The sequence below is a fragment of the Enterococcus sp. AZ109 genome (assembly GCF_051714625.1).
Taxonomy (GTDB): Bacteria; Bacillota; Bacilli; order Lactobacillales; family Enterococcaceae; genus Enterococcus_A.
The window spans coordinates 223,267-236,190 of record NZ_JBIOSF010000001.1 but is presented as its reverse complement, the minus strand read 5'-3'; the positions used below and the strand labels follow the sequence as shown (position 1 = coordinate 236,190).

The 12,924-nt window shown below is 39.5% G+C and carries 17 protein-coding genes; 4 read left to right on the top strand and 13 right to left on the bottom strand.

The features are described 5' to 3' along the window. Positions 1 to 372: 372 nt before the first annotated feature. The 4 genes from IGI42_RS01105 to IGI42_RS01090 are packed head-to-tail and all read right to left on the bottom strand — an operon-like array spanning position 373 to position 3,266. Positions 373 to 1,029 carry an amino acid ABC transporter permease gene (locus tag IGI42_RS01105; RefSeq protein ID WP_438713728.1) on the bottom strand — a complete coding sequence of 219 codons (657 nt, stop codon included), beginning with the start codon at positions 1,027 to 1,029 and terminating at the stop codon, positions 373 to 375. A 15-nt stretch (positions 1,030 to 1,044) separates the two neighbouring features. Further along, the gene (locus IGI42_RS01100; RefSeq protein WP_438713726.1) at positions 1,045 to 1,689 is read right to left on the bottom strand and encodes an amino acid ABC transporter permease; all 645 of its coding nucleotides are present in this window, start codon (positions 1,687 to 1,689) and stop codon (positions 1,045 to 1,047) included. Continuing rightward, entirely contained in the window at positions 1,682 to 2,518 is an 837-nt protein-coding gene (locus tag IGI42_RS01095; protein ID WP_438713725.1) for a transporter substrate-binding domain-containing protein, read from the bottom strand. The genes IGI42_RS01100 and IGI42_RS01095 overlap by 8 nt, the downstream gene beginning before the upstream one ends. A 10-nt stretch (positions 2,519 to 2,528) precedes the next feature. Then, entirely contained in the window at positions 2,529 to 3,266 is a 738-nt protein-coding gene (locus IGI42_RS01090) for an amino acid ABC transporter ATP-binding protein (protein ID WP_438713723.1), read from the bottom strand. A gap of 266 nt (positions 3,267 to 3,532) precedes the next feature. Here IGI42_RS01090 and trpS point away from each other — a divergent pair, with 266 nt between their 5' ends. Then, positions 3,533 to 4,543, top strand: a complete 1,011-nt coding sequence (trpS, locus tag IGI42_RS01085) for a tryptophan--tRNA ligase (RefSeq protein WP_438713721.1) — start codon at positions 3,533 to 3,535, stop codon at positions 4,541 to 4,543. Between the two features lie 62 nt (positions 4,544 to 4,605). Here trpS and moaA read toward each other — a convergent pair whose 3' ends face one another. Genes moaA through IGI42_RS01070 form a run of 3 tightly spaced genes read right to left on the bottom strand, consistent with a single transcriptional unit; the run spans position 4,606 to position 6,276 of the window. Next, positions 4,606 to 5,619, bottom strand: a complete 1,014-nt coding sequence (moaA, locus tag IGI42_RS01080) for a GTP 3',8-cyclase MoaA (protein WP_438713719.1) — start codon at positions 5,617 to 5,619, stop codon at positions 4,606 to 4,608. A gap of 5 nt (positions 5,620 to 5,624) precedes the next feature. Further along, positions 5,625 to 5,870 carry a MoaD/ThiS family protein gene (locus tag IGI42_RS01075; RefSeq protein WP_438713717.1) on the bottom strand — a complete coding sequence of 82 codons (246 nt, stop codon included), beginning with the start codon at positions 5,868 to 5,870 and terminating at the stop codon, positions 5,625 to 5,627. Then, positions 5,854 to 6,276: a molybdenum cofactor biosynthesis protein MoaE gene (locus IGI42_RS01070; protein ID WP_438716989.1), complete on the bottom strand. Its 423-nt coding sequence runs from the start codon at positions 6,274 to 6,276 to the stop codon at positions 5,854 to 5,856. The genes IGI42_RS01075 and IGI42_RS01070 overlap by 17 nt, the downstream gene beginning before the upstream one ends. Positions 6,277 to 6,492: 216 nt before the next feature. Between IGI42_RS01070 and IGI42_RS01065 the strand changes: the two genes are divergently transcribed. Further along, positions 6,493 to 7,479 carry a HesA/MoeB/ThiF family protein gene (locus IGI42_RS01065; RefSeq protein WP_438713715.1) on the top strand — a complete coding sequence of 329 codons (987 nt, stop codon included), beginning with the start codon at positions 6,493 to 6,495 and terminating at the stop codon, positions 7,477 to 7,479. Between the two features lie 13 nt (positions 7,480 to 7,492). Next, on the top strand, positions 7,493 to 7,963 hold the full coding sequence (locus tag IGI42_RS01060; RefSeq protein WP_438713713.1) for a MogA/MoaB family molybdenum cofactor biosynthesis protein: 471 nt from the start codon (positions 7,493 to 7,495) through the stop codon (positions 7,961 to 7,963). Positions 7,964 to 8,004: 41 nt separating this feature from the next. Here IGI42_RS01060 and moaC read toward each other — a convergent pair whose 3' ends face one another. The 3 genes from moaC to IGI42_RS01045 are packed head-to-tail and all read right to left on the bottom strand — an operon-like array spanning position 8,005 to position 10,165. Then, the gene (moaC, locus tag IGI42_RS01055) at positions 8,005 to 8,487 is read right to left on the bottom strand and encodes a cyclic pyranopterin monophosphate synthase MoaC (protein ID WP_438713711.1); all 483 of its coding nucleotides are present in this window, start codon (positions 8,485 to 8,487) and stop codon (positions 8,005 to 8,007) included. Further along, the gene (gene mobB / locus IGI42_RS01050) at positions 8,487 to 8,987 is read right to left on the bottom strand and encodes a molybdopterin-guanine dinucleotide biosynthesis protein B (protein ID WP_438713709.1); all 501 of its coding nucleotides are present in this window, start codon (positions 8,985 to 8,987) and stop codon (positions 8,487 to 8,489) included. The genes moaC and mobB overlap by 1 nt, the downstream gene beginning before the upstream one ends. After that, positions 8,966 to 10,165 carry a molybdopterin molybdotransferase MoeA gene (locus IGI42_RS01045; RefSeq protein ID WP_438713707.1) on the bottom strand — a complete coding sequence of 400 codons (1,200 nt, stop codon included), beginning with the start codon at positions 10,163 to 10,165 and terminating at the stop codon, positions 8,966 to 8,968. Before IGI42_RS01045 ends, mobB begins: the two co-directional genes overlap by 22 nt. Before the next feature lie 78 nt (positions 10,166 to 10,243). Here IGI42_RS01045 and mobA point away from each other — a divergent pair, with 78 nt between their 5' ends. Continuing rightward, positions 10,244 to 10,786, top strand: a complete 543-nt coding sequence (mobA, locus tag IGI42_RS01040) for a molybdenum cofactor guanylyltransferase (RefSeq protein WP_438713705.1) — start codon at positions 10,244 to 10,246, stop codon at positions 10,784 to 10,786. Between the two features lie 4 nt (positions 10,787 to 10,790). On the opposite strand, the gene IGI42_RS01035 is transcribed toward mobA, so the two are convergent. The 3 genes from IGI42_RS01035 to modA are packed head-to-tail and all read right to left on the bottom strand — an operon-like array spanning position 10,791 to position 12,922. Next, positions 10,791 to 11,438: an ATP-binding cassette domain-containing protein gene (locus IGI42_RS01035; RefSeq protein WP_438713703.1), complete on the bottom strand. Its 648-nt coding sequence runs from the start codon at positions 11,436 to 11,438 to the stop codon at positions 10,791 to 10,793. Further along, the gene (modB, locus tag IGI42_RS01030) at positions 11,435 to 12,097 is read right to left on the bottom strand and encodes a molybdate ABC transporter permease subunit (RefSeq protein WP_438713701.1); all 663 of its coding nucleotides are present in this window, start codon (positions 12,095 to 12,097) and stop codon (positions 11,435 to 11,437) included. The genes IGI42_RS01035 and modB overlap by 4 nt, the downstream gene beginning before the upstream one ends. 15 nt (positions 12,098 to 12,112) lie before the next feature. Beyond that, the gene (gene modA, locus IGI42_RS01025; protein ID WP_438713700.1) at positions 12,113 to 12,922 is read right to left on the bottom strand and encodes a molybdate ABC transporter substrate-binding protein; all 810 of its coding nucleotides are present in this window, start codon (positions 12,920 to 12,922) and stop codon (positions 12,113 to 12,115) included. Between the last annotated feature and the right edge of the window lie 2 nt (positions 12,923 to 12,924).

Here is a 12,924-nt window from a genome sequence, read left to right as displayed (position 1 = left end):
TAGCGTTTTTTTTCAAGTCCTAGAATGTTTCTTTTACGATCTTTATGTTGAACTAGTCTTTTCAGAGGAAAAATTTTCTGGTGGCACGCTTTGGATAGAGGTGATTCAACTGAAAAAAGCAGGTTCCAGATACACCAAATTACGCTGAGCAATCAAGAAAAGTCGTGACTGGTACTAATATGCTCCAGCTCCTTGTGAGGAAACCGTGCAGCTAACAACGATTCAATTTGCTGATAGCTTGACTAACACTTTTTTGTGAGCCCTTAGTTAACATTCGAAAGGCTTAATAATCGCAAAAGAATTATACTTGTTGCATGTAAAAAAAATCCAGAGAAACTAGTTCTCTGGATTCCATCGGTCTGAAAGTGTTTTTTAATAATTATATTTACTGTTTTCTAAATATCTCGATGCCAAGGATAATGCATAACAAACAATAAAATACATCGCTGTCATAGCTACAAACATAGGAATTACATAATTTGTATTTTGACCATAAACAATTCTAGCGTTGTGCATTAGTTCTGGCAGCGAAATGATAACTGCCAATGAAGTATCTTTAATCAATGAAATCAGCTGGCTTAAGATAGCTGGCAGCATTGATTTGAAGGCTTGGGGAATGATAATGATCATCAACGTTTGAATGTATGTTAACCCTGAAGATAACCCCGCTTCTGTTTGACCGTTAGGTACCGCATTGAGTCCTGCTCGGAAAATTTCTGAAAGCATGGCTGATTCAAAAATCGTTAGAGCGGCTACCGCAGCCCCAAAAATATTTAATTTAATCCCTACTTGCGGCAATGCAAAATAGGTAAAGAAGATAATCAGCAACAATGGTAAGTTACGAATAATGTCTACCACAACGCCGACAATTTTGGAAACAAATGGAATTTTACTGTAACGTACTGTCCCAGCGATTCCACCTAGAATCATACTTAAAATAATTGAAACAATTGATACTTGAATCGTTACCCACAGTCCGTCTAAAAGGAATCGGATATTGATCCAAGCAAATGCACCACTAAAGTCCATCGTATTCCTCCCTTTCTAGACGCTCGCCCAATTTTTATCCAAATAATTCATCAGATAAGATAGAGGCAAGGTTAATACTAAATAAAACAACCCAACAATGATATAGGTATCAAAGGTGTTAAAAGTGGTACTTGCAATCAAGTCACCTTGATACATTAAATCTAAGCCTGCGACCATTGCTAGAATGGACGAGTTTTTAATCAAGTTAATGAACTGGTTTCCTAAAGGCGGTACTACAATTTTGAAGGCTTGTGGTAATACGATATAACGCATCGTTTCGGCGTAAGAAAAACCGGAAGAAAGACCTGCTTCTAGCTGTCCCTTTGGTACGGTTTGAATACCTGAACGCACGGTTTCGGCAATAAAAGCTGAGGTATAAATTGTTAAACCAATCGTACCTGCTTGAAAACCATCAAAGGTATAAAAATACATTGGCGCAACTACGTAAAAGAACATAACAATAATCAGCAACGGAATATTTCTAAAAAAAGCAACATATGCTTTGGCAAGATTCCGAATGATACTATTGTGTGACAATTGAAAAATCGCCATCAGTGTACCAATGATCAGACTAAAAACTAGTGCCAAAATGCTGGCATATAAAGTAAATTTGAATCCTTCTAAAAACTCACTTGAATAACTACTAAACAGATCAGCCATTGAATTTAGCCCCCTTTGCTGCTTTACCTACTGGCTCATTCGGGAACCACTTATCATAAATTTCATCGTAAGTGCCGTTATCATGCATTCGTTGTAAAGCACTGTCTACTTCGTTTAAGAAATCATTTTGACCTTTATTGATGGCAATTCCATAAGGCTCAGTAGTGAAGGTGCCGCCAACTAATCCATAATTGTCGTTTTCAGAAGCCATCCCTAGCAAGATCGCATTATCTGTCGTCATGGCATCCCCTTGACCGGATTGCAATGCCGTAAATGCTTCCGCATAGTTTTCTAATTCCAAAATATTTGCTTCTGGTGCATGTTCACGGATGTTAACTGCTGAAGTAGATCCTTTAACTACTAAAACCGTATCTTGATCTGTTAAACCTTCAACATTTTGAATGTGGCTGCCTTTTTCTACTAACAAAGACTGACCCGCATCGAAATAAATATCGGAGAAATCAACTTGACCTAAACGTTCTTCAGTAATAGTCATGGTTGCAATAATACCGTCGATATTTCCGTTTTTCAGTAAAGGGATCCGAGTCTTAGAAGTAACTTCTACGAATTCCGCTCTACCTTCATCTCCTAAAATTTCTTTCGTAATTGCCTTGGCAATATCGATATCAAATCCTTCAACTTCTCGGGTTTCAATATTCATCATCCCAAAAAGACGCGTATCATATTTTACTCCCCAAGTAATCACCGGATCTCTTTCCAGTCGTTCTGCTATATTTTCATTTGCCACACTGTCTCCTTTACATCCTGATAGACCAATCACTACCAAGACTAAGAGAAGGAAGGAGACAAATTTTTTCGCTTTTGACATAGTCATCCTCCTAGTGGTTAATTACTTTACTTACAAATTGCTGCGCTCTTACCTCTTTCGGACGGTCAAAAAACCCTTTTACGTCGCGAGTGTCTTCCAACACTTCACCTTCCGCCATGAAAATAATCCGGTCAGCCACTTCTTTGGCGAAGCCCATTTCGTGAGTAACTACGATCATCGACATACCGTCTTTAGCAATTTTCTTCATAACGCCTAACACATCGCCGATCATTTCTGGATCTAGTGCGGATGTCGGTTCGTCAAAAAGCAACAATTCAGGATTCATCGCTAATCCACGGGCGATAGCAATTCGCTGTTGCTGTCCACCTGACAGCATAGATGGATAAGAATCCTTCTTATCTAACATGTCTACCCGATCTAATAATTTCTCAGCTGCTTTTACTGCTTCTGCCTCTGATTGTTTTAACACTTTTATAGGTGCCAAGGTTATGTTTTCTAACGCGGTTTTATTAGGGTACAAATTGAAGTGCTGGAATACCATCCCAATTTGTGTGCGGATGTCCTTAAGCTTCACATCTTTACTATGTAAATCTTTTCCATTCACCAATAAGTGACCTGATGATATTTGTTCTAAGCCGTTAATACAGCGAAGCATCGTGCTTTTTCCTGATCCTGAAGGGCCAATCACCACAACTACTTCACCTTTATCAAAAGCCAAATTGATATTTTTTAAGGCATGAAACTTTCCATAATATTTCTCAACCTCTTTAAATTCGACCATTGCCATGTATGAACACCCCTACTCTTCCTAATTGAATTCTAATTTTTCAGACCTAACTCTAATTATATGCTAAGCTTTTTTCGTTTGTAAAGAGAAAAATCTCAATCAACGAAAATTTGTTTCTATTCTTTTACCTTGCCGTGTTACATTACATCACAAAGAGAACAGCTTCTATTTATTTTTTTAGATATTTAGCTGTTGTTTAAATGTTGAAAAAAAGGTACTATTTTAAGGTAAGTGAAGACTAAATACACAATGAAAAGGTGAATCAAATGACAAATATCATCCTGACTGGCGATCGACCAACAGGTCAGCTACACTTAGGACACTACGTAGGATCACTAAAAAACCGCGTGTCCATGCAAAGCGATCCAGAAAATGAATTATTCATCATGGTTGCTGATATGCAAGCACTCACAGATAATGCAAAAAATCCTGAGAAGGTTTCTTCAAATGTGCTGCAAGTAGCGTTAGATTATTTGGCTGTTGGCTTAGACCCAACACGCACAACGATGTTTATCCAATCCCAAATTCCTGAATTATCTGAGTTGACCATGTATTATTTGAACCTAGTTAGTGTCGGCCGTGTGCGTCGAAATCCTACGGTTAAATCTGAAATTGAGCAAAAGGGTTTTGGCGAGAGCGTGCCGACTGGTTTCTTCATCTACCCAGTATCACAAGCTTCCGATATAACAGCTTTCAAAGCCAATTTAGTTCCGGTTGGCGAAGACCAAAAACCAATGTTAGAGCAAACACAAGAAATTGTCCAAAGCTTTAACAACACATATGGCAAAGTTTTAGTCGAACCTAAAGGAGTATTCCCAGATAAAGGAATGGGCCGTTTACCAGGTATTGATGGCAACGGGAAAATGAGTAAATCATTAGGCAACGGAATTTATTTAGCCGATTCGGCTGATGTCGTTGCGAAAAAAGTAATGAGTATGTATACCGACCCAAATCACATTCATGTGGAAGACCCTGGGCAAGTAGAAGGTAATATGGTGTTTACTTATCTGGATGTTTTTGGTAAGGATAAAGAAAAAATCGAAGACCTGAAAGCTCACTATCGTCGTGGTGGTTTAGGTGACGTGAAAATCAAACGTTACTTAATTGAGGTTTTGGAAGAAGAATTAAACCCTATTCGCACGCGTCGTGAAGAATTCGCCAAAGACCCCGAACAAGTAATGCAAATGTTAAAAGAAGGCAGTGAAAAGGCTCAAGCAGTTGCCGCTGAAACATTAGCTGAAGTGAAAAAAGCAATGGGCATCGCTTATTTTTCATAATAGCCTTTAATAAAAGGATCTAAACTCATCGCAACCTGAGTTTAGATCCTTGTTTCATTTTGTTAGCCGCCGATTTGACTCATTAGACGTTTGGTTTTTTCAGGCTGCTTTTCAAGCTTGTCTAAAGCCATTTCATGATTTTTTGGTTTGCTAGCTAAGGCCTCCATAATTGCTGCTTCAAAAAGAACGAAATCACCGATTGTCTGACGCAAATTAATCTCATCTTCCCAATAAAGGCAAGACTTGAGATAACCATCTGCGGTCACTCTGAGGCGATTGCAAGAATCACAAAAACGACAGCTGACTGGATGAATAAGTCCAAATGTTCCAGTTGCTCCTTCGATTTGGTAATTTACAGAAGGTCCGTTTCCAGCAAGTTGAACCTCTTGATAATCCCAACCATGTTCTCGGCAAATATCAAATACCTGCTCAATTCCTAAATAGTTCTCTTCCCAACGACTAGAATCGTCCTCACCGATTGGCATTATTTCAATAAATCGCACATTTACTTGATGATCAAAGGTGTAAGACAAAAAATCTTTCAACTCTTGCTGATTTTGTCCTCGCATTACTACCACATTTAGCTTGATCTGGCTAAATCCTTCTGCTTGAGCTGCTTCTATGCCAGCCAAAACTCGACGTAAGCTTCCACCTCGAGTTATTCTACGATAACGCTCACTGTCAAAGGTATCTAAGCTAATATTAAGACGATTCAACCCAGCACGTTTTAGATTAGCGGCTTGTTTGGCTAATGCTAACCCGTTAGTAGTGAGTGATATATCTTTAATCTCTGGTATTTCAGCTATTCCTTCAATGATAGTTAAGATATCTGACCGCAACAACGGTTCACCACCAGTCAACCGGATTTTTTCAATCCCCATTTGAGCAAAATGTCGACACATTCGAATAATCTCACTACTGCTCAAAATACTTTCATCGGAGAAAAATTGGATTCCTTCTTCTGGCATACAGTAAACACAACGCAGGTTGCACTTATCTGTGATGGCTATCCGAACATAATCATGTTTTCGACCAAATCTATCTTTTAAATCAAGGTTTCTATTTAATGTTCCCATGACTTTTATCCTCCACTGACAGGTGGAATTAAAGCAATCTCATTAATCTCTTCCACATTAAAGCATTCTTGGTTTATGAAAGACTGATTAATTGCTACATTGCAGCCACTTATTTCATTTTTTGACTTTGGAAACTGCTCTATAAGCAATGCCACGATTGTTTGCTTAGTGACTAGTTCGGGCAACTCGATGGTCACTTGCGACCCTAATTGCTCAGCAAGATAAGCAAATAATTTAACTGAATGACTCACTACTGCTACCTCCCCAACGAATTTTATCTGTGTCAATTTCTTTTTTCCAAATTGGAACCGTCTGCTTCAAATGATCAATGATGTATTCACAACCTTCAAACGCAGCCTTTCGGTGAGGCGAAGCTACCCCAATAAATACGGCCTCATCTTCTACTGCTAAAGCTCCTAAACGGTGAACAATAATTACCCTTGAGCCTAGCTTTTCCACCTCGTGTGCGAGCTTTTCCATTTCCTTTATCGCCATTTCTTCGTAAGCTGTATAGACAATTTGAGTCGTGTGTACTTCTCCAGTCCATTCTCTGATCGTGCCGCAAAAGGTGACAATACCTCCATGAGCGGGATCTTTTAACTGCTGATAGTATTCCTTAACATCAATTGGCTGCTTTTGTAACTTAATAATTGCCATCATTTATACCTTTCTTTATACTAAATACCTGTTTACAGAATCTAGTGTATGTAATTTATTTGATAAAAACGTAACAAACATATTTTATTCGCCAATTCCCTATATTTGCTCAGAGAATCTAGTGCAATCAATGATTACATGATATACTTTACGCCAATATCCCTTGAATTGATATTAGGGATTTTACTAATTTTTCGATATTGTGAGGTAAGTAACATGGGGAGATATAATCGCCAAATAAAAGTAGCTAAAATCGGTGCCCACGGCCAACAAAAAATACAGGCAGCTTCAGTTATGATTGTAGGCTGTGGCGCTTTGGGGACTTACAGTGCTGAACAATTGGTTCGAACAGGGATCAAAAAAATTTTTTTAATTGATCCAGACACGGTGGAAGAAAGTAATTTACAACGACAAGCCCTTTTCACTACCAAAGACGCACAACAGAATCGCCCAAAAGTAGAAGCTGCGAAGGAACATCTTCAAGCGATCGATCCAACCGCAAAAGTGATCCCTATAAAAGCCTACTTTGATCAAACGTTGATGGAAAACTTTGAAGCAATCGATCTCGTTTTAGATTGTACAGATAATTTTCAGGCAAGACAGGCAATCAATGAGTACTGTCACTTTCGCAAACTACCGTTTATTTTCTCCGCATGCGCTGGTACTAGTGGACAGGTAATGGCCTTTCACCCTGCCAAAGGACCTTGTCTTTCGTGTGCATTTCCGCAGATCGAAGACAAAACCAATGAGTGCGAAACAATCGGAGTAATTACACCACTCATTCCCTTTATAACTAGCGTTCAAGTTACATTAACCATGAAAATATTAACTGATGATACTTTTTCAGACTGGCAAACCATGCATGTATTGGAGCTTTGGCCCTTAGCGGTTCATTCATTCAAGATCACGAAACAGCCAGCTTGCCGCTGTTGTTCTTTAAAAAAAGACCAATCAATAGACTTGAAAATTCAAAAAATCTGTGGTGACAATGTTTTTCAAATTACTAACCTGAGAGTGCTTGATTGGAATCAGCTAGTGGCGACTTGCCAGCAATATAATTGGCAGTTCCGTCAAAATCCACTGGCTATTAAGTTGACCCGCGACACCCAAGAGATCACTGGGTTTAAAAGCGGCCGCTTTACCTTTTACGGCTTTCAATCATCAAAAGAAGTGGAAAACACAGTGAATAATCTATTTATTTAGAAAGGATAGTAGCATGAACTTAACTATTGGCATTATTACAGTTAGCGATACGCGAACTACCGCTACAGACCAATCAGGTAACCTTATTCGATCACTGGCAGCAGAAAAACAATTCACCGTTATAGGTCCATTAATCGTTAAAGACGATTGTCAAGAAATTCAGACTGCCTATCAAACACTATGCCAACAAAACGTAGACGTGATTATCACAAATGGTGGGACGGGAATTGCTAAAAGAGATGTAACCATCGAGGCCATTCAACCTATATTAAAACTGGAAATTCCTGGGTTTGGTGAATTTTTCAGATCGCTCAGCTATCAGGAAATTGGCACTCATGCGATGGCATCTCGGACCGTTGCCGGGTTTGACCACGCAGACCACCTCTTATTTGCTTTACCCGGATCAACTAGTGCCTGTCGACTAGCCATGGAGCAACTCATTTTGCCAGAAGTTTATCATTTAATAAAAGAACGGCGAAAATAAGTGACCACTTTTACTACCTGTTTGATAATCAGACAGGTAGCCTATTTCTTATTTGAGTGAATAAAGTGCCCGCTTTTTCCACCCTTTTTTTCAATCAAGTGACAATCGGTAATTCGCATCCCTCGATCCATTGCTTTACACATGTCATAAACTGTTAAAGCGGCAATTTGACAAGCCGTTAAAGCTTCCATTTCAACGCCGGTTGTATTGACAACCTTAACAGTGGCTTGTATAAACAGGGTATCATGCTGATTGTTTTCAAAAGAAATATCAATGCCGCTTAGGGGCAGAAGATGACACATGGGGATTAATTCACTGGTTTTTTTAGCTGCCATAATACCGGCCGTCTGTGCTATCGCCAGTACATCCCCTTTTTTTATTTGTCCTTCTTTAATTCTTAGTAACGTTTCCGGTTGCATAACTACTTTAACAGTCGCAGTTGCTTCACGTTTAGTAACCTGTTTGTCACTGACGTCAACCATTTTTGCTCGCTGTTGCTGATTAAAATGCGTTAATTCATCCATTACTTTCTCACCTCGTACCATTTTTCAAACCAGCTCTGCGCAGCAGCTTTACTAGAAAAATCAAGCATGCCTGACTCAAGTTTTTCTTGATAGAGTGATCCAACATAATCCAGTTGCTCTACTTCAAAATCACTCACCCTATCTTCAGGACGTAACAGTAAAAGCTTGGGATAGCCCGCTGTTTTGAAGCCCTCTATCAATATCAAATCGGTATCAGTATGAACATAGCTTTGAATTTCTTGCATTAAAGAAACTTTTTCCCCACTGGGTCGGTGTTCGTGCCAAAAAAATCCATAATCATTTTGCATTCCTACTTGATTAGCACCTGCTTGAGAAAAACGATAGGTATCGGTTCCCTCCACATCCATTGAAACCGAGTGATGGGTGTGTTTAAAAGCTGCAACACTTAGTCTCATTTCGCTAGCTTTTTCAATAAAATTCAACATAGTGGTGGTTTTTCCACTCTTTTTCTTGCCAATTATTTGCAAGGCAATCGCCATACCTCTACCTCCGTTCCTGCTACGACTTTTTGATCATGAGGGATCTTAAATAAGCATTCTGTTAGATGGAGATTCCCTAATGCACTGGATTGATCACTTCCTGCCAGCATCACTTTGTTCTCAATTACTTTTCCTCTTAAATAACGATCATAAGAATTTGTTTTTGTGTATTCTATCGCTAACGGCATTAATCTTCTTTCTATTCTCGAATCTTGCTGTAGGAATTTTCGTAACAGTGGTTCTACTAGCAAGAAAAAGCCTGTAAAACAAGCCCCCGGATTCCCGGAAAGTGCAATAATCGGCACTCGGTTTTTAACAAAAGCGGTGGTAGGACTACCTGGACGCATTGCCAGTTTGTTAAACAATAGTTGGTCGCTTTGTTTAGCTACCACAGCCATAAAATCATAATCACCAACCGACACTCCACCGGTAGTTAAAATTAGTGATACCTCTTCTGTTAGTCGCTGAATGGTGTCTTCTAAAGCGTCAAGCTGATCTTCTAGCCCACCATAATACGCAACTTCTCCACCATTTTCCTCGACGAGTGCCTTAATTAAGGGACCGTTGCTGTTAAAAATTTTGCCTGGTTGCAGTGGTTCACCTGGCTGCAAGAGTTCTGAACCGGTTGTAAGGATTGCGACCTGTGGTTTTTGCCAAACGATAACTTCATCATAGCCAAATGCACTCAGTAGACTGATTGTCCCAGCATTAATCAAGGTGTTCAGCTCTAACAATTTCTCACCTTGAACAAATTCTTCTCCCACCGGAGTGATATTGCTGTGTTTCATTGTCGACAAAATTTCCACATGATTGTCTGAGCATTTTCGTGTCTGCTCTAGCATGATTACCTTGTCTACATCAGGAGGGACCTCAGCACCTGTCATAATTCTAACTGTTTGCCCGGGTTTGATTCGTTTAGTAAATGTTTCACCTGCGCCAATCTCTGCTAGGACTTCTAGTTTTTTAGGAAAATCATTATCATCCTCAGCCAAAATTCCATAACCATCATAACCTGAGCGACGAAAAGGCGGAAAATCAAAGGGCGCATGGATCTCTTGGGCCAGATAATATCCTAGACTTTCCTCAACTTTAATTGTTTGTTTTTTTGATTTAAGCTTTAGCGAATCCAGTAATTTGTTAGCAGACGCTAAAGTAATTGCTTCACGATTAATATACATTTGATTCCTCCCAAAATTTTACAGATATTTTGATCCTGTGTTAAACTAGCGATACTTTACTGGATAAGGAGTTTTACGATGATTGGACTAGTTCTAGCCGGTGGCAAATCTTCCCGTTTTGAAAAAGGCGACAAAGCTTTATATTTCGACCCCTACTATCAAAAAACGTGGGTGGAAATAGCTGTTTCGACCTTACTGGAAGTTACCTCAGAAGTATACGTTAGTGTGAACACTCAAAATATTGATCCGCTGCGTCAAATTTTATCCAATCAGCCAGTGTCACTCATAATGGATCACCCAGAACTGACTAATCAAGGTCCCCTCAGCGGATTATACACGATCTGTTCAATGCGACCAGAAGCAAGTATTTTAGTTAGTTCAGTGGATTATCCCGAACTAACAGCAACTAGTCTGAGAACACTAGCGGCTAATCCAAATTGTTATGCCATTGATGGACAGGGAAATTCGCATTTTACAATTGGGCATTTTAGTTTTGAATTATCTATCCTGGAGGACTACTTAGCGACTGGGCAGCGAAATGTACGCTCTTTTTTAGAATTACTCTCAGCAGTTCCCGTCGTACTTCCAGATGAGCAACTTATTAATCATAACCAAAAGTAAGCTTTTATGCTTTTGCTGTCAGCTGGACAATTGAATCGGTTAGACTGCTAAGTTCGTTGCGATTGTGAGATACAATAATGATTGGCAGTTTTTCCGTTTCGCTGATTTCTTTAGTGAGTTTTAAGGCTTGATGACAACTTTCTTCATCTAAACCGACAAAAGGTTCATCTAAAAGCAACAGCTTAGGTTTGCTGAACAAGGCCCTCGCTAGGCCAACTCTTTGTTTTTGTCCGCCTGATAGCTGATAAACAGGCTGTACTAACAGCTCAGCAATTCGAAGTCTTTCTACTAAGTACTCAAAATAGTCATTCCCCGGTTGCTTTCCTAGTCTTTTTTTATAGGCAGTTCTTTGGCTAAAATAGATATTGTCTTTGACATTCATATTAGGAAAAAGTGCTACATCCTGCATGACAAAGCCGATGTTTCGTTGATTCGCAGGAACCCAGAATGATTGGTCTGAGTCAGATAATGTGTCCCCATTAAAACTTATTTTGCAAAATTCAGGTTGAATCAGTCCGGCAATTGCTTTTAAAATTGTTGTTTTTCCAATACCGCTAGGCCCATTCAATCCAGTAATGGGATGAGTAAAAGTATGCTGGAAGGTTAATGGTTGTGGGTATAATTGCTTTTTCAACTCAATCTCCAAGATCATAGATACTCCCCCTGCCTTTTTGCTGTTAGCAATTGGATGATTAGCAGAATCAACAAGCCAATCCCGATATTAATCACGCTCAATAAAGCCGCCTTGTGATTATCACCCTGCTGGACGGCGAAATAGATTGACGTTGCTAGGGTATCTGTACGACCTTCTATGTAACCTGCAACCATTAAGCTGGCACCGAACTCTCCTAAGCCACGACAAAATGCCAGCAGTATACTAGCGACAATACTTGGCCAACAAGTTGGCAATATGATCCGAAACAAAACTTCTCTTTGATTGGCCGCTAAGGTTTTAGCTACTTGAATCAGGTCTCTAGGAACTCCAACTAATGCGCCTTTGATTCCTTGATATAAAAGAGGAATGATTACAATCGTGGTTGCTGCAATTGCACCCGTCAAAGAAAAAATGATCGAATAGCCAAATGACTCTAAAAGGCTGCCCAATACTCCATATCTGCCAAACAAGCGCAATATCAACAAGCCAACTATAGTCGGTGGTAATACCAACGGTAACAGTAGAAAAATTTCAACTAACCATTTTCCAGGATATTTATAATAGGCGCCCCAATAACTCAAAGGAAGCACAATAATAAAACCGATAATTGTAGCCACAACAGCTACAATTAACGAATGAACAATTGGATTTTCCATCGTGCTTCCCCCTCTCTATTTGGCAAGGGTAAACCCATAGTGCTCAAATATTTGTTTGGCTTCCTTGGTAGTCAGAAATTGGTTAAAAGACTTCGCTGCTTCACTATTTTTAGAATCTGATACAACACCCATATTGTAGACAATTGGGGCGTGATACTCGCTAGGTACCGCTTGAAGGACTGTCACCTGATCACTTAATTTTGCATCCGTTTCGTAAACAAATCCTAAATCAGCATTTCCAGCTTCAACATAAGACAACACTTGACGAACATCACTAGCCATAACTAAAGCAGGCTTTAACTGCTCATATACATCGTTGTTTTCCATTGTTTCCACCGCATATTTACCGGCCGGAACAGTCTCTGGTTCTCCAATAGCAATACTGTCAGCAGCCTCTAATTGCTGCGTTATTGTATCATTTTTTTCGATTTCACTTTGCTGATTTTTAATGATAACCAACTTATTTTGTAGCAACTGCTCAACATCCGTCAATTTTCCGCCGTCAACTAATTGGTCTGTATCACTTTGACTTGCCAGCAATACCCCATCAATTGGTGAGCCTGCCAGAACTTTCTCACGGATCGCACCTGATCCTCCATAATCAATCGCGACATCTTGATCCGGATAACTGCTTTGATACAGCTTTTGAATATCAGTTAAAGCATCCTTTAGACTGGCTGCTGCTGAATAGTGAATAGCTGTTTTTGTTGCTGAACTACTACTTGTTTCATCAGTGGGCTGTCCGTTGCATCCTTGTAATAATAGACCCACTATTATGAAAACAATTAGTTTTCCGATACGTTTACTTACATTCTTTCTCCCCATAC